The organism is Methylophaga sp., assembly GCF_048266885.1.
Classification (GTDB): domain Bacteria; phylum Pseudomonadota; class Gammaproteobacteria; order Nitrosococcales; family Methylophagaceae; genus Methylophaga.
Map to the genome: position 1 here is coordinate 1 of NZ_JBLWYR010000019.1, position 18409 is coordinate 18409.

At 44.6% G+C, this 18409-nt stretch carries 24 protein-coding genes; 17 read left to right on the top strand and 7 right to left on the bottom strand.

Annotation, left to right across the window (positions count from 1 at the left end; genetic code table 11):
* The 5 genes from ACN0V2_RS10140 to ACN0V2_RS10160 form a co-directional block, all read left to right on the top strand.
* A partial coding sequence (locus ACN0V2_RS10140) for a TSUP family transporter (protein WP_417550696.1) occupies positions 1–316 on the top strand: 316 nt, incomplete at its 5' end.
* 30 nt (positions 317–346) lie between these two features.
* Positions 347–1045, top strand: a complete 699-nt coding sequence (locus ACN0V2_RS10145; RefSeq protein ID WP_417550697.1) for a phosphoadenylyl-sulfate reductase — start codon at positions 347–349, stop codon at positions 1043–1045.
* Between the two features lie 12 nt (positions 1046–1057).
* The gene (gene cysD, locus ACN0V2_RS10150; protein WP_417550699.1) at positions 1058–1960 is read left to right on the top strand and encodes a sulfate adenylyltransferase subunit CysD; all 903 of its coding nucleotides are present in this window, start codon (positions 1058–1060) and stop codon (positions 1958–1960) included.
* Between the two features lie 114 nt (positions 1961–2074).
* Complete coding sequence (cysN, locus tag ACN0V2_RS10155; RefSeq protein WP_417550700.1) at positions 2075–3505, top strand: sulfate adenylyltransferase subunit CysN; 1431 nt, start codon at positions 2075–2077, stop codon at positions 3503–3505.
* A 253-nt stretch (positions 3506–3758) separates the two neighbouring features.
* On the top strand, positions 3759–4526 hold the full coding sequence (locus ACN0V2_RS10160; protein ID WP_417550701.1) for an EAL domain-containing protein: 768 nt from the start codon (positions 3759–3761) through the stop codon (positions 4524–4526).
* Here ACN0V2_RS10160 and ACN0V2_RS10165 read toward each other — a convergent pair.
* A complete protein-coding gene (locus ACN0V2_RS10165) occupies positions 4506–5039 on the bottom strand; it encodes a DNA-deoxyinosine glycosylase (protein ID WP_417550702.1) in 534 nt (177 codons plus the stop codon). The two genes, ACN0V2_RS10160 and ACN0V2_RS10165, sit on opposite strands and share 21 nt — an antisense overlap.
* Positions 5040–5043: 4 nt before the next feature.
* Entirely contained in the window at positions 5044–5487 is a 444-nt protein-coding gene (locus ACN0V2_RS10170) for a DUF3465 domain-containing protein (protein WP_417550703.1), read from the bottom strand.
* Between the two features lie 309 nt (positions 5488–5796).
* On the opposite strand from ACN0V2_RS10170, the gene ACN0V2_RS10175 reads away from it, so the two are divergent.
* The 7 genes from ACN0V2_RS10175 (at position 5797) to ACN0V2_RS10205 (ending at position 11317) form a co-directional block, all read left to right on the top strand.
* On the top strand, positions 5797–7455 hold the full coding sequence (locus ACN0V2_RS10175; RefSeq protein ID WP_417550704.1) for a nitrite/sulfite reductase: 1659 nt from the start codon (positions 5797–5799) through the stop codon (positions 7453–7455).
* On the top strand, positions 7439–7921 hold the full coding sequence (locus ACN0V2_RS10180; protein ID WP_417550705.1) for a DUF934 domain-containing protein: 483 nt from the start codon (positions 7439–7441) through the stop codon (positions 7919–7921). Before ACN0V2_RS10175 ends, ACN0V2_RS10180 begins: the two co-directional genes overlap by 17 nt.
* 12 nt (positions 7922–7933) lie before the next feature.
* Positions 7934–8809 (top strand): symmetrical bis(5'-nucleosyl)-tetraphosphatase, encoded by an 876-nt coding sequence (locus ACN0V2_RS10185; RefSeq protein ID WP_417550706.1) that lies wholly within the window; start codon positions 7934–7936, stop codon positions 8807–8809.
* A gap of 69 nt (positions 8810–8878) precedes the next feature.
* On the top strand, positions 8879–9361 hold the full coding sequence (ribE, locus tag ACN0V2_RS10190) for a 6,7-dimethyl-8-ribityllumazine synthase (protein WP_417550707.1): 483 nt from the start codon (positions 8879–8881) through the stop codon (positions 9359–9361).
* The gene (gene nusB / locus ACN0V2_RS10195; RefSeq protein WP_417550708.1) at positions 9362–9823 is read left to right on the top strand and encodes a transcription antitermination factor NusB; all 462 of its coding nucleotides are present in this window, start codon (positions 9362–9364) and stop codon (positions 9821–9823) included.
* A gap of 47 nt (positions 9824–9870) precedes the next feature.
* Positions 9871–10845, top strand: coding sequence for a thiamine-phosphate kinase (gene thiL / locus ACN0V2_RS10200; protein ID WP_417550709.1), 975 nt, complete (start codon positions 9871–9873; stop codon positions 10843–10845).
* A complete protein-coding gene (locus ACN0V2_RS10205; protein ID WP_417550710.1) occupies positions 10829–11317 on the top strand; it encodes a phosphatidylglycerophosphatase A in 489 nt (162 codons plus the stop codon). The genes thiL and ACN0V2_RS10205 overlap by 17 nt, the downstream gene beginning before the upstream one ends.
* Positions 11318–11352: 35 nt before the next feature.
* Here ACN0V2_RS10205 and ACN0V2_RS10210 read toward each other — a convergent pair whose 3' ends face one another.
* From ACN0V2_RS10210 to moaB, 5 genes are read right to left on the bottom strand one after another with little or no spacing between them, the layout of a single operon-like run.
* Positions 11353–12288 carry a carbohydrate kinase family protein gene (locus ACN0V2_RS10210; protein ID WP_417550711.1) on the bottom strand — a complete coding sequence of 312 codons (936 nt, stop codon included), beginning with the start codon at positions 12286–12288 and terminating at the stop codon, positions 11353–11355.
* Positions 12289–12291: 3 nt separating this feature from the next.
* Complete coding sequence (gene rnd / locus ACN0V2_RS10215; protein ID WP_417550712.1) at positions 12292–13440, bottom strand: ribonuclease D; 1149 nt, start codon at positions 13438–13440, stop codon at positions 12292–12294.
* Positions 13441–13477: 37 nt separating this feature from the next.
* Positions 13478–14368: an alpha/beta fold hydrolase gene (locus ACN0V2_RS10220; protein ID WP_417550713.1), complete on the bottom strand. Its 891-nt coding sequence runs from the start codon at positions 14366–14368 to the stop codon at positions 13478–13480.
* A 54-nt stretch (positions 14369–14422) separates the two neighbouring features.
* On the bottom strand, positions 14423–14674 hold the full coding sequence (locus ACN0V2_RS10225) for a glutaredoxin family protein (protein WP_417550714.1): 252 nt from the start codon (positions 14672–14674) through the stop codon (positions 14423–14425).
* Positions 14671–15186 carry a molybdenum cofactor biosynthesis protein B gene (gene moaB, locus ACN0V2_RS10230; protein ID WP_417550715.1) on the bottom strand — a complete coding sequence of 172 codons (516 nt, stop codon included), beginning with the start codon at positions 15184–15186 and terminating at the stop codon, positions 14671–14673. Before moaB ends, ACN0V2_RS10225 begins: the two co-directional genes overlap by 4 nt.
* Before the next feature lie 94 nt (positions 15187–15280).
* On the opposite strand from moaB, the gene ACN0V2_RS10235 reads away from it, so the two are divergent.
* From ACN0V2_RS10235 to ACN0V2_RS10255, 5 genes are all read left to right on the top strand, one after another.
* On the top strand, positions 15281–15961 hold the full coding sequence (locus ACN0V2_RS10235; protein ID WP_417550716.1) for an OmpA family protein: 681 nt from the start codon (positions 15281–15283) through the stop codon (positions 15959–15961).
* 37 nt (positions 15962–15998) lie between these two features.
* Positions 15999–16727, top strand: a complete 729-nt coding sequence (rlmB, locus tag ACN0V2_RS10240; RefSeq protein WP_417550756.1) for a 23S rRNA (guanosine(2251)-2'-O)-methyltransferase RlmB — start codon at positions 15999–16001, stop codon at positions 16725–16727.
* A 104-nt stretch (positions 16728–16831) separates the two neighbouring features.
* Positions 16832–17176: a 30S ribosomal protein S6 gene (rpsF, locus tag ACN0V2_RS10245; RefSeq protein WP_417550717.1), complete on the top strand. Its 345-nt coding sequence runs from the start codon at positions 16832–16834 to the stop codon at positions 17174–17176.
* Positions 17177–17191: 15 nt separating this feature from the next.
* A complete protein-coding gene (gene rpsR / locus ACN0V2_RS10250) occupies positions 17192–17419 on the top strand; it encodes a 30S ribosomal protein S18 (protein WP_014706206.1) in 228 nt (75 codons plus the stop codon).
* A gap of 37 nt (positions 17420–17456) precedes the next feature.
* Complete coding sequence (locus ACN0V2_RS10255) at positions 17457–18365, top strand: DUF2232 domain-containing protein (protein WP_417550719.1); 909 nt, start codon at positions 17457–17459, stop codon at positions 18363–18365.
* Positions 18366–18409: the final 44 nt, after the last annotated feature.

Below are 18409 nucleotides of genomic sequence, written 5' to 3' on the forward strand. Positions count from 1 at the left end.
GGGTGTGATGGTGACATTATCTTCGGTAGGGGCCGGCGCATTGGGAGCGGGGGTTTTATTGTTTCTTTATCCACGGATGCGTGGTGTTGAAATTGTGGCAACCGATATCGCACATGCGGTTCCTTTAACGGCAGTGGCCGGATTAGGACATTCTGCAGTGGGCACGGTGGATTGGTCGTTATTATCTTATTTGCTGATGGGATCGTTACCAGGCATTTATATCGGCTCACATCTGGGGGTGAGAATCTCAGATAAGATTTTACGGCCATTACTTGCAATCATTTTATTGTTGGTTGGCATCAAATGTTTGCTTTAACAAACTAAACGAATGAAAAAGTAATTCAAAATGACAGAAATTAATGAAAAGCTTCAATTAAAAGTCGATGCAGCAAAACAATTGCTGGAGCAGATAGCGGCTGACTATAGTCCTGCGATTCTCGCCACCAGTTATGGTGCTGAGGATATGGTATTGATGGATATGATTGCCAAGTTTGCACCTCAAATCGGCATCTTTACTTTGGATACTGGTCGACTGCCTAAAGAAACCTATGAATTAATGCAGCAGGCAAAACAGCATTATAACCTTGAGGTTGAGGTTTATTATCCCGATACCCTGAGTATTGAACAGTTTGTCACTCACAATGGACCAAATGCATTTTATGACAGCGTTGAAATGCGAAAACAATGCTGTGGCATCCGCAAGGTTGCCCCATTAAATCGTGCTTTGTCCGGTAAGAAAGCCTGGCTGACCGGCATGCGCCGCTCTCAGTCAGTCACCCGCAATGAGTTGCCGGTATCGGAATGGGATGCTGATCATGAACTACAAAAATTCAGTCCACTGACGGACTGGTCCAATGGTGAAGTATGGAAATATATCCGCGCTTTTGATGTTCCATTTAACGAATTGCATAACCAAGGCTATGCCAGTATTGGCTGTGCGCCTTGCACTAGAGCCATTACTCCTGGCGAAGATATTAGGGCTGGTCGCTGGTGGTGGGAAAATCCTGAAACCAAAGAATGTGGCTTACATGTGAAAGCTAAGTAACAGAGAAAAATTATGACTGAAAAACAACTGACACACTTAAAACAACTCGAAGCCGAAAGCATTCATATCATGCGTGAAGTGGCAGCTGAGTTTGAAAATCCGGTCATGCTATATTCGATTGGTAAGGATTCAGCAGTCATGCTGCATCTTGCCATGAAAGCATTTTATCCGGGCAAGCCGCCGTTTCCGTTGATGCATATTGATACCACCTGGAAGTTTCAGGAAATGGTCAAGTTCCGCGATCAGCGTGCTAAAGAATTGGGACTGGAACTCATCGTACATACCAATCAGGATGGTGTCGAAGCGGGTATCAACCCTTTTGACCATCCTCGTTATACCGACATCATGAAAACGGATGCGTTGAAACAGGCGCTGAGTAAACATGGCTTTGATGCGGCTTTTGGTGGTGCACGCCGTGATGAAGAAAAGTCTCGTGCCAAAGAGCGAGTATATTCGTTTCGCGATAAAAACCATCGCTGGGATCCCAAAGCACAACGTCCTGAGCTATGGAATATTTATAACAGCAGAGTGAACAAAGGTGAAAGCATCCGGGTATTCCCGCTGTCGAACTGGACCGAACTGGATATCTGGCAATATATCCACCTTGAGCAGATCCCGATTGTACCGCTGTATTACGCCGCCGAGCGTCCGGTGGTCAATTACAATGGCCTGACCATTATGGTCGACGACGATCGTATGCGTATCCCTGAAGGTGAAAAAATTCGGATGGAAAAAGTTCGTTTCCGCACACTGGGCTGTTATCCACTGACCGGTGCGGTGAAATCGGAGGCGAATACGCTGCCTGAAATCATTCAGGAAATGCTGCTGACAACGACTTCTGAACGTCAAGGACGTGCCATCGATCACGATGAAGCCGGCTCGATGGAGAAAAAGAAACAGGAAGGTTATTTCTAGTTTTGATGATGATGGGCGCCAACCCCCTCATCAAGCAGCTGAATGAATTGAATTTGATGCTCAAATTTGTGAGCATCCGGACCCCGTTAAAGATAATTAAACCAGGCACACAACATGACATATGAAACTGATGCGCTGATTGCGACCGATATCGAAGCCTATCTCAAGCAACACGAAAACAAGGAACTGCTGCGTTTTCTAACCTGCGGTAATGTGGATGATGGTAAGAGTACGCTGATTGGGCGGTTATTACACGATTCCAAAATGATTTACGAAGATCAGCTGGAAGCGGTGACACGTGACAGTGTGAAATCCGGAACCACAGGAAATCAGGTCGATTTGGCTTTGCTGGTCGATGGATTACAGGCTGAACGTGAGCAGGGCATTACCATTGACGTAGCGTATCGTTATTTCTCTACGACCAAACGTAAATTTATCATTGCTGATACTCCTGGTCACGAGCAGTACACTCGGAACATGGCTACCGGCGCGTCAACCTGTCAGTTGGCGGTTATTTTGATAGATGCCCGTTATGGTATGCAAACCCAAACCCGCCGCCACAGCTTTATTGCTTCCTTGCTGGGCATCAAACACATCATCGTTGCCATTAATAAAATGGATTTAATGGATTTCAGCGAACAGGTATTTAATGATATTCGCAAAGCCTATAGCGAATTTGCCCGTGAACTGGAAATTGAAGATATTCACTTTGTACCGATGTCGGCCTTAAACGGCGACAACGTGGTGAACCGAAGTGAAAACATGTCCTGGTATCAGGGCAACACCATGATGGAATTACTGGAAAATATTGAGATCGGTAAGGATGCTAATACTCAAGATGCGCGTTTCCCGGTGCAATTTGTCAGTCGACCGAATCTAAATTTCCGTGGTTACTGTGGCACCCTATCTGCAGGTATCCTTAAACCCGGTGATGAAATAACGGTATTGCCATCTGGTAAGGAAAGCAAAGTAAAAGCGTTGGTCACTTATGATGGAGAACTGGATCATGCGGTTCCTGGGGAATCGATAACCGTCACCTTACAGGATGAAGTGGATGTCAGTCGCGGCGATATGATTGTGCATCGTGACCATCAACCACACGTATCCAGTCGTTTTAAAGCTATGGTGGTATGGATGACAGAACAGCCGCTGGTGGCCAACAAACAATACAATATCAAGGTCGGCGTTTCTGACAGTACCGGTGTGATGACACAAGTTGATCATCAAGTGGACGTAAATACCCTGGCCCATAATATAGTGACTGAGCTGAAACTCAATGAAATCGGCTTATGTGAATTTTCATTGAATAAACCTGTTGTGTTTGATGCTTACAAACGTAATCGCACAACGGGTGCATTTATCGTTATTGATCGCCTGACCAATGTCACTATTGGTGCTGGCATGATCACTGAAGCCATTACCGGTATTACCAATGAACCTGCAAGTTCAACTGATATTTCCGCATTTGAGGTCGAATTAAATGCCCTCATTCGCAAACATTTCCCGCATTGGGATGCGAAAGATATCAGTGCTCTGCTGAAGTAAATCAAAACAAATCAGGCCGTGTCCGCGGCCTGATTTTACCATCCAGTTTTCATTGGAAAGCTCTTCGAAATTCCTTTTTTACCACATTAAATCTTACGAATGGTTTGCTTTATGTTAATGAGGCAATGCTGTTGTTTTGCCATCTTATTCGAAATTGTTAAAGTACCTTTGTAAAAATATTTAAATTATGTGAACCGGTTTTAGTAGCGGAAAGTGATTTAGGTTACATTCTGCGGAACCGGGATGGTGAATAATGAAAGAACAAGCAGATTTTCGAAAGATAGGTTGTGGCGAGTGCTTAAACAGCGGCTTACTAGGATTCGATTTTTCGATGGCCTTTCAGCCCATAGTTAACACAACTAACCAAACGATTTATGCGCAGGAAGCACTCGTTCGTGGCTTGGAGGGACAAGGATCAGCTCACGTTTTTGAGAATGTAAATCAACTTAATCGGTATCGGTTTGATCAGGCATGCCGTGTTAAAGCCATTAAACTTGCAGCTGAACTTAACATTCAGAGCAGACTCAGCATCAACTTTATGCCCAATGCGGTGTATAAACCCGAATTGTGTATCAGGACAACACTGGAAGCGGCTGAAATATATAACTTCCCGATTGAGCGAATTATTTTTGAGGTGACTGAAGGTGAGCAGATTAATGATCATGTGCATCTCCAAGACATTATCCAGTCTTATCAGCAACAAGGGTTTTTAACGGCCATAGATGATTTTGGAGCGGGTTATGCGGGATTGAACTTGCTGGCAAATATGCAAACCGATTTAGTAAAGTTGGATATGGCTTTAATACGCAACATTCATAGTGATAAAGTTCGGCAATCAATTACTAAAGGCATCATTGCTTTTTGTAAGGATTTAAATATTACCGTGATAGCCGAAGGCATTGAATCTGCAGACGAGCTGCATGTTTTGCAAGAGATGGGTATTGAGTTATTTCAGGGATATTATTTTGCCAAGCCCAGTTTTGAATCTTTGGCAACAGTATCATCCGATTGGTGGCGCTAGGGCTTGATGCCAAAGCTGTTGTTTAGTTTCATAGTTCATAGCGGCATGTGCCGGGCTGGTCGAGGGGAGCCTATGGTATGAAGGTGAAATCCTCGCAGTTTCCAGTTTTTTTGCCACATAACGTTTGAAAACCTGTTCCGCTTTACCACCATTAAAAAAGATTTGTCTTATTGATGGATGAAGCTGCAGAAAAGCCACAAAATCATTAGCAACCATCGACTCCGTTTCAATATTTTGATCCAGGCTTCCCGGTCGATAACAACTTTTCAAAACATCCCACACAGCAATCTGCTTCTGTTTTAATAACTCACAGCGTTGCGAATAGTCTAAGCTCTCCGAATGACCATAAAGCGATGTAATGATTGGCCAGAACGCATTACGCGGATGGGCGTAATAACGCTGCTGTTTTAATGATTCCATCCCTGGCATCGAGCCAAGAATAAGGATTTTCGGCGTTGTACCAACAATCGGTGGAAAGCTGGTGGCAAGTTCCAGAATCTGTTTGTCTTCCATAGCCTTACTGATAGAGCCTATCCTGATGTCTTATCCAACCATGTGGATGACGATTAGCTGGATCATGATGGGTCCAGTGAATTAAGCCGCCTTTATCATTCCAGATATATTCGCCGTAAACGCGGACTTCGTTGCCTTCTCTAATATCATCAATTCTTGGTGCCAAATCGATATTGTGAACAATTAACAAAGTTTGGCTGCTGGGTAATTCAATAATAAACCGCTGATGTCTACTACCTTCATTATCATCTGATAACAGCCGGATTACCGTACCGGAAACCTCAATCTGAACATCACTTTGGCGTTGTTCAAACAGCTGCTCAACACTACCAGCAGGTGAAGACTGATTATTCTGCGGTTCGGGTTCATAAAAACTGCCTACAAAGATCAAAATGGCAAAGCCGAAAATGATCCAGATACGTTGTTGCATGCGTGTGAATTTCGACATTCTTGAATAGCTCCACTAATAATCCATGAAATAGGATTACAGTTTGTTTCTAAAATTGGTTGGGATTTTCAAATGATAAACTTTTTACCAGTCCTGAAATTACAGTAGGGGTTTAATTACAAGATGAATCAAAATTTGATTCATCAAAAAATACTGACTTTAACCGATTATAAAAATTGATAGCTTAACTTGGATCGCTATAGTGATTTTTTATTAGCAATTAATATCGATATAGCCATTTATAATTTCCTGTTATAAGCCAGCATCGTTATAATGGGCGGTTCCATTGAAACCGTTTAGAGACCATAAATGTATCAATACGATAAGTATGATCAGACGATGATAGATCAGCGAGTAGCGCAATTTCGCGATCAAACCCGTCGTTTCCTTGCCGGCGAATTGACTGAAGAGCAATTTCGTCCGCTACGCCTTATGAATGGTTTATACATTCAAATTCATGCACCGATGTTACGGATAGCGGTGCCTTACGGCATGATGTCATCCCGCCAAGTTCGCAAAATTGCGGAAGTTGCACGTCGTTACGATAAGGGCTTTGTACATTTCACCACTCGGCAAAATTTCCAAATGAACTGGCCGAAACTGGAAGATGTTCCGGATATTTTGGCAGATCTTGCAAGTGTGCAAATGCATGGTATTCAAAGTAGTGGTAATTGCATTCGTAACACCACCTCGGACCAACTTGCCGGCGTCAATGCCAATGAAATCGAAGATCCGCGTCCATGGGCCGAGATCATTCGCCAGTGGTCAACTTTCCATCCTGAGTTTGCTTACCTACCACGCAAATTTAAAATTGCTGTTGTTGGATCTCATGAAGATCGCGCAGCAACCAAGTTGCACGATATTGGCTTGCATCTTGTGAAAAATCACGAAGGTGAAGTGGGCTTTGAAGTGTTGGTAGGTGGTGGTTTAGGCCGTACGCCGATTATTGGCGAACAGATTCGCCCTTTCCTGGAAAAACAAGATCTGTTGTCTTATCTCGAAGCCATCGTACGTGTCTATAATCGCCTTGGTCGTCGTGACAATAAATATAAAGCACGCATCAAAATCACCGTTCGGGAACATGGCATCAACCATATCCGTGAATTAGTTGAAGCCGAATGGGTGCATATTCGCGACCAACTGAAACTGGATGCAAAAGAAATCGAACGGGTAAAACAGTATTTCACTGAGCCGGCTTATGAATTGGATGCGGTTGATTCCGATAGCAGTTATGCAGATCTGTTAGCGCAAGACAAAGACTTCGCTTTGTGGGTTAAACAAAATACTGCTGATCATAAAATTCCAGGCTATCGCGCTGTTTATGTTTCGTTAAAAAAACCGGGTGAAGCACCAGGAGATATTACTTCTGAGCAATTGGAAGTGGTTGCCGATCTGGCGGATGAATTCAGTTTTGGTGAAGTGCGCTCCACTCACACCCAAAATCTTGTTTATGCCGATGTCAAAAAAGCAGATCTGTATGCTTTATGGTTGCGGTTGAATGCAGAAGATCTGGCTACGCCTAATATCAATACACTGACAGATATTATTTGCTGTCCTGGATTGGATTACTGTGGTCTAGCTAATGCGACTTCTATTCCTTTATCCAAAGGAATCGCGCAACGATTTAATGATTTGGATTACCTACATGATTTGGGTGATATCAAAATCAAATTCTCCGGCTGCATGAATGGCTGCGCGCATCAAAGCGTTGGTCATATCGGTATTCTGGGTGTCGATAAAAAAGGGGAAGAATGGTATCAGTTCACCTTGGGCGGAAGTTCAGAAGCCGATGCCTCGCTAGGCGAACGTCTGGGTCGAGCCATTCCCAAAGATGAAGTGGTAGATACCGTCGCGCATTTACTGGATGCTTATATCGAGTTGCGGCATGACGATGAAAGTTTCCTCGCGACTGTTCGCCGAGTTGGCGTTGATCCGTTCAAGGAGCGTGTTTATGCAGAAGATCATTAAAGATCGCGAGATCGTTGACGACAACTGGCAACATCTTGACGATGAAGCTGCATTGGTTGCCGGTAATATCACGGTTTCGATAACACGTTGGCAGGAACAGCACGAAAAACTGAGTCGCCATGAAGGTGGTTTAGGTATTCGTCTATCTGGCGATGATCCCTTAGAAGAAATTGTCCCTGATTTAGGCCGCTTTCAACTTATTGTATTGTTATTTCCTGCATTTACCGACGGCCGTTGTTACTCCTATGCCCGTTTGTTACGTGACCGATATCACTTCAAAGGCGAAATCCGCGCACAGGGTGATGTGTTATATGACCAGTTGTTTTATATGTCTCAGTGCGGCATTAATAGTTTTGAACTGGCTAATCCCAACCGTCTGGTTCAGGCATTAGCTGCTTTTGACGATTTCAGCGAAAGTTATCAGGCCACGGTATTAAGGCCTGAACCACTGTATCGTCGCCGTTAATCCGCTAATAAGATGGCTGTTTATGCAATCGGTGATGTTCAGGGATGTTTTGATGAACTGATCAAATTACTGGAAGCTCTCAGATTTGATCCTCAACAGGATCAAATCTGGTTGGCTGGAGATTTGGTCAACCGTGGCCCCAAATCGTTAGACACTTTGCGTTTTGTGCGGGATCTGGGGGGAAAGGCAGCAAAAGTAGTGTTAGGCAATCACGATTTGCACATGCTGGCGCATGCCGCTGGAAATAATGAATTTAGTCATCGACTAGATACTATTGAACCAGTTTTAACGGCTGAAGATAGTGATGAACTGATTGACTGGTTACGTCATCAACCGTTGTTTTATCACGATAAACAATTGCAGTTTTCTATGGTGCATGCCGGTTTGCCACCTGAGTGGAGTATAGATGAAACATTGGTTCGCGCTGCCGAAGTGGAATCAGTACTACAATCTGACAATTGGCGGGATTTTTTCAAACACATGTACGGTAACAAACCCAAACGCTGGTCTGCTGATTTAACCGGCTGGGACAGATTACGCTTTATCACCAATTGTTTTACCCGGCTGCGTTACTGTCATGAAGATGGCAGCTTAGCGCTAAAGTTTAAAGGTGCACCTAAGGACAAACCGGCTGAACAAAAACCTTGGTTTATGATGCCAAACCGCGCTAGCGAGAATGACCGGATTGTGTTTGGTCATTGGTCGCAACTGGGTACCGGACAATATGACAATGTTTTTTCATTGGATAGCGGTGCAGTTTGGGGTGAACAATTAACCGCCGTGCGCATTGATCAATCACCTTATCAATGGACCGTGGTTGAAGCGGATGCAGATGCCTTGCCGCATGCACGGAATAAAACAGCAGCCGAAAAGCAGCGCTGGCTGTAACCGACTGTTAGGCATTCATTTTTAAACACAGTACAATATCTTTTTTATCTCTTTGGACATTTCTGAAATATGAGCAATATCAAAACCTTTTCAGGTGACTTTTCCGCAAAAGGCATGCGAGTGGGTATCGTTGCTGGCCGTTTCAATGACTTTATCGTTGATAATCTGATTGCTGGCGCAGTAGATACATTATTACGTCATGGCGCAGCGGAAAAAGATATTGAAATCGCCCGAGTTCCCGGCGCAGTGGAAATCCCCTTGGCTGTACAACGCATGGGTAAAACCGGCAAATACGATGCAATCATCGCATTAGGCGCTGTTATTCGTGGTGGTACTCCGCATTTTGAATATGTTGCCGGTGAATGCTCAAAAGGTCTTGGCCAACTTACACTGCAACTCGATATACCGATCGCTTTTGGTGTATTGACGGTCGATACCATTGAACAGGCAATTGAACGAGCTGGCACTAAAGCCGGTAATAAAGGCGCTGAGGCTGCGATGGGCACGATTGAGATGGTCAATGTGTTACGTCAAATCGGAGCTGCCAAGTAAATGGCTGGTGGACTGCCCCGGACCCAAGCTCGACGTGCTGCTGTACAAGCGCTTTATCAATCACTGGTCAACAATCAGGCTCCTGAAAAAGAAACCATGGATTTTGTTATGGCGGAATACGCCAATAAAATCGATAAAAACTATTTTCAATTGCTAGTGGAAGGTGTCACCAAAGAAATAGACATTATTGATGCTGAATTAGCTCATGCAGTGGATAGAAGTTTATCCGCTGTTGATCCGGTTGAAGTTTCTGTTTTACGTTTGGCTGTTTTTGAATATATGCATCGCCCGGATATTCCGTATCGCGTTGTGTTGAATGAGGCCGTTGAACTTGCCAAATCATTTGGTGGTGAACAAGGCCATAAATATGTCAACGGTGTGTTGGATAAGATGGGGGCCCGCTTACGTCAAGTCGAGTATCAGGCAGCCAAAGCGGCACGTGCACAGAAAAAAGCGAATTGATTATCAGCCCCGAAAAGATGAAATCATCCAGACGGGGCTTTTTTTGAATGAAGCAATCTCCCGAGTTTTCTCTGATTCAACAGTATTTCCACGCGTTAACGGCTAACCGTGAAGATGTCATTGTGGGAATTGGTGATGATTGTGCCGTATTAAACAATCCGCAAGATACATATACGGCGATTTCCATTGATACGCTGGTGCATGGCATACACTTTTTTGCCGATGTCGATCCTTATCGTTTAGGCATCAAAGCGCTTGCGGTTAATCTAAGTGATCTGGCAGCGATGGGAGCTGAACCTGCCTGGTTCACACTGGCGTTAACCTTGCCGGAAATAAATGATGAATGGCTGAAACAGTTTTCTGCCGGTTTAGCGGAAATCGCTCAACAACACCAGATTCAATTAGTCGGCGGTGATACTACGCGCGGTCCGTTAACCATCACCATTCAGGTTCATGGGCATTTAGCGAAAGAAAATATTCTGAGACGCAGTGCTGCTCGATCAGCTGATTTGATCTGTGTAACTGGTTATTTGGGAGATGCCGCTGCAGGGCTTCAATATAAATTAGGGCAGCTTGATACCGCATTATTAACGGATACAGATATAGAATACTTGCTTCAACGATTGGAAATGCCCACACCGCGTAATCAAATAGGTCAGCAACTGGTGGGCAAAGCACATGCGGCAATTGATGTGTCAGATGGCTTATTAGCGGATTTAAACCATATCCTCAATGCAAGTAACAAAGGTGCAAAGTTGCATTTATCCAATTTACCGTTCTCCTCGGTGTTGCAAAAACTTTCTTTAGAACAAGCGACTCAGCTGGCATTAACTGGCGGCGATGACTACGAATTATGTTTTACTGCCCCGGCTGACAAGGTGGCGAGACTCAAACAACAGTTTCCTGACATGATTCATGTGATTGGTGAAATCACTGAAGACCTAGGCATAAATTATAAGAATGCCCAAGGCGAATGGCAGGCATTCTCAGAAATAAAGGCTGGTTATGACCACTTCGCATAATAAGGTGACATTTCAAGACTTGCTCAAAAGACCAGCCTGTTTGCTGGCCTATGGGTTTGGTTCCGGGCTATCACCCAAAGCCCCTGGTACGATGGGCACAATTGTCGCGCTGCCACTTTATTGGCTAATACAAGATCTCGACCTTTGGAGTTATTTACTGATCACTGTCATAGCGTTTATCGCTGGGATTTGGATTTGTCAGCAAGCAGTGAACTGGTTGAAACAGGATGATCCATCCGCAGTTGTATGGGATGAAATTGTCGGATATTTGGTGACAATGATTGCCGCGCCAGCCGGATGGCAATGGATGTTACTGGGATTTGTATTGTTTAGATTGTTTGATATCTGGAAACCTTGGCCAGTTTCGCTGGCAGATCGCAAGCTACATGGCGGTCTGGGCATTATGGTTGATGATGTAATTGCAGGTGTTTTTGCCGCGGTGATATTGCAGCTTTGTCATTATTTGCTCTGAAACTGCCAGATTGCAGTCTCAGAGCTCAAATGTATTTAACCTAATTGCATACCAAAGTTTTGCTCAAACCGTTCGGCAAAACTCTCACTAGTAAATTGATGATTCTGCGTGCCGTGTTGTTCAATTTTAATGGCACCTAATAACGATGCAATACGCCCCGTAATTTCCCAATCCTTGCCATGCAAAATGCCGTGCAGTAGTCCGGCACGATAAGCATCACCACAACCGGTAGGATCGACGATTTCCTCAGCTTTGGCGCAGGGAATATCAATACGTTTGCCTTCGGTGTAGATGTACGAACCTTGAGCGCCACGGGTAATAATCAGTGCCTTAACAAGTTTGGCAATCTCTTCCGGAGGCAGACCGGTTCTATCTTCAAATAACTGTGCTTCATAATCATTCAATGCAATATAGCTTGCCTGCCGGGCAAACTGCAGCAAATCCTCACCATTAAACATCGGTAAACCCTGGCCCGGATCAAAGATAAACGGAGTGCCGGCATCCGCAAATTGCTGGGCATGTTGAATCATGCCATCACGACCATCTGGAGCGATAATGCCTAGCTGGATATTTTGAGCTTCACTGATCTTGGTTTCATGGGCCAGATTCATCGCACCAGGATGAAAAGCGGTGATCTGATTATCATCAATATCGGTGGTGATATAGGCCTGGGCAGTGAAATGATCTTCTTTGACATGTACATGACGACGGTTAATTGCATACTTATCCATCCATGCGGCATAGGTGGCAAAATCACTGCCAACGGTGCCCATCGGTACAGGTTCATCACCCAACATTTTCATATTAAACGCGATATTACCAGCACAGCCACCAAATTCACGACGTAACTCCGGCACCAGAAAGGAAACATTCAGCATATGCACCTTATCCGGCAGGATATGATTTTTAAATTGATCAGGAAAAACCATAATATTATCGTAAGCAAATGAGCCACAAATAAGTGCCGACATTTTTTATACCTCTGTTGTATGAATTTGTTGTGTATCAGCGGTAACCGACAGATGGCCATCGATAAACGCAGTCAGGTGATGCCCAACGATTTGATAACGCCAACCTTGTAATAAAGGCAGATCGGTTTCACCGCGCACCAGCTTTTCAATATCTTTGCGACTGGCAACAGCAATAGGGGTGATCGATTGGTCATCACAGAATTTACGCAGCAACGCCATCAATGCATCAATCAGAGCTTCCTGTTGATTGCTCAGAGGTTCGGGCTTGAGCAATATTGGCCAATCTTCGGGTGGGGTTTGTTTGGCTTTACTGATAACTTCGATGATGGCCCGACCGCTGCGTTCGATATCTCGCGCTTCAAGCCCACGGATTTGACTGAGTTTTTCAATTTTTTCCGGGGCAAAACGAGCTAGGTCTAACATCACTTCATCTTTGATGATCCAGCGTCTTGGTCGATCTCTATCAATTGCGCGTTGTTCACGCCAAGCTGCCAATTGTTGTAATACGGCAAGTTGCACACCTTTTAATTTGCCAGCACCACGAATCTTGCGCCAGATCGTTTCTGGATCAGCGATGTAATTGTCGGAGTTGGAGAGGGCGGCAAAATCTTCTTTAAGCCACTCACTGCGCTGTTGTTTTTCCAGATCAGCTGACATTTGGTGGTAAAGCTCGCGCAGATAGCGAACATCATCTGCAGCGTATTCCAGTTGTTCGGGACTCAAAGGACGCTGTGTCCAGTCGGCTCTGGAATGGGCTTTATCGAGGCTGACGTCAAGTCGTAATTTAACCAGATTGCCATAGCCAATTTGATCGCCATCGCCAAGGATGGTTGCGGCCAGCTGAGTATCAAATAGGTTTGGTGGGAGTGTATTTTTTAATAAATACAATAACTCGAGATCCTGTCGTGCAGCGTGGAAAACCAGCGTTATGTCTGGCTGATAAAGGAGATCAAGTAACGGTGTGAGATCTTTTATAGCGATTGGATCAACACAGGCAATGATATCGTCATTGGCAATCTGTATCAGACACAATTGAGGGAAATAGGTCTTTTCGCGCAGAAACTCCGTATCGATAGCGAGCCACTTGCTATCCTGAATATCTTGGCAAAATTGTGCTAACGCCTCGTCCGATTCAATGTAAAGAACTGTCATGTTATCCAGCTAAAAAAAGCAGCCAGTATAACTGTTTTTAAAGGATATTGCGGGCGTGCACCTGACTAACAACATGTTCAATAGCTTCAATAATAATTTCTGGTTGTTCGTGTGGTATAGCATGACCACTTTGATGAGCAAACATATGGGTGCTGATAGGGGAGAGATGTGATAAGTCTTGCTGCAGATCTATCCAAGTGTTCTCACGCTGTTGTTGGCTCACATCGCCATACCATTCCGGTTTACCACGGCTTATGACAATCAATGGCACGATTGGTAAAGCCGGATTTTTTTGTAATTGCATTGAGCTTTCATCTAAGGCAGAAATTTCCGCTCTGGCGGCATGGAATGCGCGTTCACGCAGAACCGGAGGTTTATTCGCATGCGCCAAACTATCAGTTGATTTTGGCAAAATCATGATAGTGCCACGGCGATTGAAATTGTTTGGCAACTTGATCTTAAACTGGTTGTATTGATCTTCATGCGATGCGTCAACCAGTACCATACCCGCAACCATTTGCGGATTATTTGCCGCAAAAACTCGAATGTTATAACCACCAAAAGAGTGACCTACCAAAATATAGGGCGGAGCAATATCAGCTTGCTCAAGTAATATTTCAAGTTCACTAGCTATTCGGTTACTGGTTCGGGGGGATGGGCCAAAATCACTCCAGCCGTAACCGGGCCTATCAAACACGCAGATTCGGGTATTAGTTGAAACAGCTTGTTGAATGGGTAACCAATCAGTGGAATCATCACCTAAACCCACATCTACAATAACTGTGGGACTGCCCGAGCCGGAACAATGAATATGTATATGATAACCGCCAACATCAAACCGCTTGCCCGGAATAGCTGGAAATTCAGCCGCAATTAGTGGTGTGGAAACCGACCAAAACACCAAAAAAGGCCAGATTAACGCTTTCATACCGTGGCTCCGATGCAGTTAACGTAACAGTTAAGTTAAGAGCTACAGCAGGTATTAAAGTTCCACAGGATTAGAGGCAATTTTCTGCAGAATATCATTTTGATTGAATGGCCAGTTTAATTCGCTGTTATCGGGAAATTTCAATACGGGAATACGAACCCCATATTGTTCCACCAAAACATCATCATCGCCGATTTCAACGATATGTAAATCGACTTGATCAGCAATACTAAGAGTTTTGATTTGCTCGATCGCCATATCGCATAAATGACACCCCACTGTGGAAAATAATTGCAGGGTGATCATTTCTCGCGTAACCGTGGAATTAATTCAACAAAGTTACAAGGTCGATGTCGCACATCAAGCTGGTGTTGTAAAATATCATCCCAACCCGTTTTGCAGGCGCCAGAAGAGCCGGGTAAACAAAAAATAAAGGTGCCATTCGCTACGCCAGCTATCGCTCTTGATTGCACCGTCGAAGTGCGAATAATGTCATAAGAGATTTGCCGGAACAGCTCACCAAAACCGGTGATTTCTTTATCAAATAAAACCTGAACTGCTTCCGGTGTACCATCTCGACCCGTCAGACCAGTGCCGCCGGTGGTGATTATGACGTCCACCTGATCATCACAAATCCATTGCGAAATAACTGAACGAATCTGATAAATGTCATCAGTCACAATTTGTTTATCTGCGAGCTCATGACCCGCAGCAATCAAGCGGTCTTTTAAGGTGTTACCTGATACATCATCGGTTTCAGTTCGAGTATCTGAAATCGTCAGGATGGCAATTTTGACAGCAATGAAGTCACGTTCCATGAGCAGTGGTTCTCGTATGTAAAGATTTGAAACAAGTATAGTCACCCTATGACGTAGGGTCTAGAATGCAACACAATAGCGAGGAGTTATAACAATGAAAAAAGTTTTATTAGTCTCAGCGATTTCATCAGCAATCATTCTATCCGGCTGTGCTGCTGAAGATCCAAATATGCGTACTAAACGCGGTGCTGCTATCGGCGCTGCTGCTGGTTCGATCATTGGTTATGCAATTGATGATGGTGCTGGTGGTGTGTTAGCTGGGGCCGCTGTTGGCACATTGGCTGGTGCGGGTGTGGGCCGTTACATGGATAACCAGCAACGCGATATGAATGAAGCATTGGCTCAAGAGCAAGCTCGCAATGAATTGCAAATCCAACAATTGCAGGATGAGTCATTAAAAATTGATATTTCTAATGAAGTATCATTCGATTTTGATAGTGCTGCTATCAAACCAGCATTTGAACCGACGTTGAATAAAGTTGCTGACGTTTTACAGCGTTATCCAAAAACGATCATTCATGTTATCGGACATACCGACAGTAAAGGTGCAGAAAGTTATAACCAACAACTTTCAGAGCGCAGAGCTCAATCGGTGACTAACTATTTTGCCGCGCGCGGTGTGTTAAAAGAACGTCTTGTCCCAATGGGCCGAGGTGAGTTGGAACCTAGAGCTAGTAATGATACGGAAGCTGGCCGACAATTAAATCGTCGTGTCGAAATTATTGTTAAACCAATTGTAGAGGGACAAGAAACTGAAGCCTACCAAACGCCGTAAAGGCACATCTGAAAGAAACCAGGCCCCATCACAAGACCTGATTTTTGGTTTGCACGCAGTACAGGCGGCTCTTGAGTCGCCTGTTTCACGTGTGGCAGAAATTTGGGTGGCCGATGAGCGTCATGATCAGCGCGTTGAAACTATTTATAAATTAGCGGGCGATTTGGGTATTCGTTTACACAAAACCCAACGCCAGCAGTTGGATGATATGGTTCCGGAAAACCGCCATCAAGGCTGTGTTGCACGCTGTCATCCATTAGCTGTTCTGGATGAAACTGATCTTGATGTAATACTGGATAACTTACAGCAAACACCGTTTCTATTAATCCTGGATGGTGTTCAGGATCCACACAATCTTGGTGCTTGTCTGCGAACCGCTGAAGCTGCTGGTGCTCATGCGGTTATCGCTCCTAAAGATCGTGCTTCTGGCTTGACGCCAACGGCCATTAAGATATCCAGCGGCGCAGCCGAACGTTTGCCGTTTATTCAAGTGACTAATCTTGCGCGCGTTTTGCGGGATTTACAGCAACGTGGTATCTGGTTGGTGGGAACCTCAGGTGATAGTGAGATGAGTCTTTATCAAGCCGATCTCAAAGGGCCATTAGCGATCATCCTGGGAGCAGAAGGGCAGGGTATTCGCCGGTTGACTAGAGATCACTGTGATCAGGTTATGCATATTCCCATGCAAGGTAGTGCTGAAAGTCTTAACGTATCTGTCGCTGCAGGTGTATGCCTATTCGAAGCAGATCGTCAACGTCGCTTGTGAGTAAGTACCAAAATGAAGTAAAATCCGCGATTGCCTTTTAACAGGTAAAACTCCTTGCTTTCTGAAATTTTTCAGCAAGCTGTATAAACCGTGAGGAGCTCAAATTGAGACATTACGAAATCGTGTTTCTGGTCCACCCTGATCAGAGCGAACAAGTGCCCGGTATGATCGAGCGCTATACCCAAACATTGACTGCTGCTGGTGGTCAAGTTCACCGTCTGGAAGACTGGGGTCGTCGTCAATTAGCTTACCCTATCAACAAAGTTCACAAAGCACATTACGTGTTAATGAACGTTGAATGTGGTGTTGAACAATTGAATGAAGTTACCACTGCTTTCCGTTTCAACGATGCCGTTATTCGTCACTTGGTTGTTAGCATGGATGAAGCTGTTACTGATGCTTCACCGATGATGCGCAAAGACGACGAAAAACCCGCTTCACAAGCCTAATCCGGAGATATCACGATGGCACGTTTTTTCAGACGTAGAAAATTTTGTCGTTTCACTGCCGAAGGTGTGAAACAAATCGATTATAAAGACGTAAACCTGCTTAAAAATTTCGTAACTGAAACAGGCAAAATCGTTCCTAGCCGTATTACCGGTACAAAAGCTCGTTATCAGCGTCAGCTGTCAACTTGTGTAAAACGTGCACGGTTTTTGGCATTGCTGCCTTACTGTGACATGCACAAGTAATTTAGCTTCCCAGTTGTAAGGTTAAAATCAAAATATTATGTTGCGGGCAATCGCTGATTTTGCAATGAAAGGTCGCTGGCAAGCTGCTTTGGCAGCTGCTTTGCTATCCGTTGCTGCAATGTTGCTTCCACCACTCAATTATCTCGCTAGCGGGGTCATTGTACTGGCTACTTTACGTGTCGGCCCCAAAGAAGGGCTGCGGGTAATGGCTGCAACACTAGTGGTATTCGCTATTGTCGCCGGATTGCTCCTAGGACAGATCTGGATTGCTTTAGTGTTATTGCTGACCAGTTGGTTACCTGCCTATTTGGTGACATTGGTATTGGGATACACTCGATCGCTGGAGCGGGCGCTTTTGGCCGCTGCAGGTGTTGGCATCTTGGTGGTATTGATAGCGCATGTCTTTTTACCAAGCCCTGTTTTATGGTGGCAGGAAATGCTGACACCATTTGTTCAATTACTATCAGAGCAATCTGGATGGCAACTGAATGCAGCAGACACCCAAAACTTTCTGGTGCAAATGGCCGGGATGATGACAGGGTTGATTGCAGCAGCAGTCAGCGTCAATATTATTCTGGGTATTTTGATCGGTCGGGCATGGCAATCTGCGTTATATAACCAAGGTGCGTTTGGTAGTGAGTTTACACAGTTAACTCTGGGGAAATCACTGGCAATTGTAACGGCTGTATTGATGGCCTTGTCACTGACACCAATAGCTAATTCGCTGGCGTTGTTAATAGATTGTTTGCCGGTTTTGCTGGTGCTATTTGCAATACAAGGTATTGCAGTTGCCCATGCGATTGTTCGGGCGAAACAAAAATCTGTTGCTTGGTTGGTGGTAATGTATGTGCTGATGGTGTTAATGCTACCGCAAATGTTGATTTTGACTGCCTCACTGGGCGTATTGGAACAATGGTTTAATTTTCGCAAGCGCTCAATGGCGTGATGCGGTTATTTTATAAGCAGTCTCTGACTGCGAATGAGGGTTAG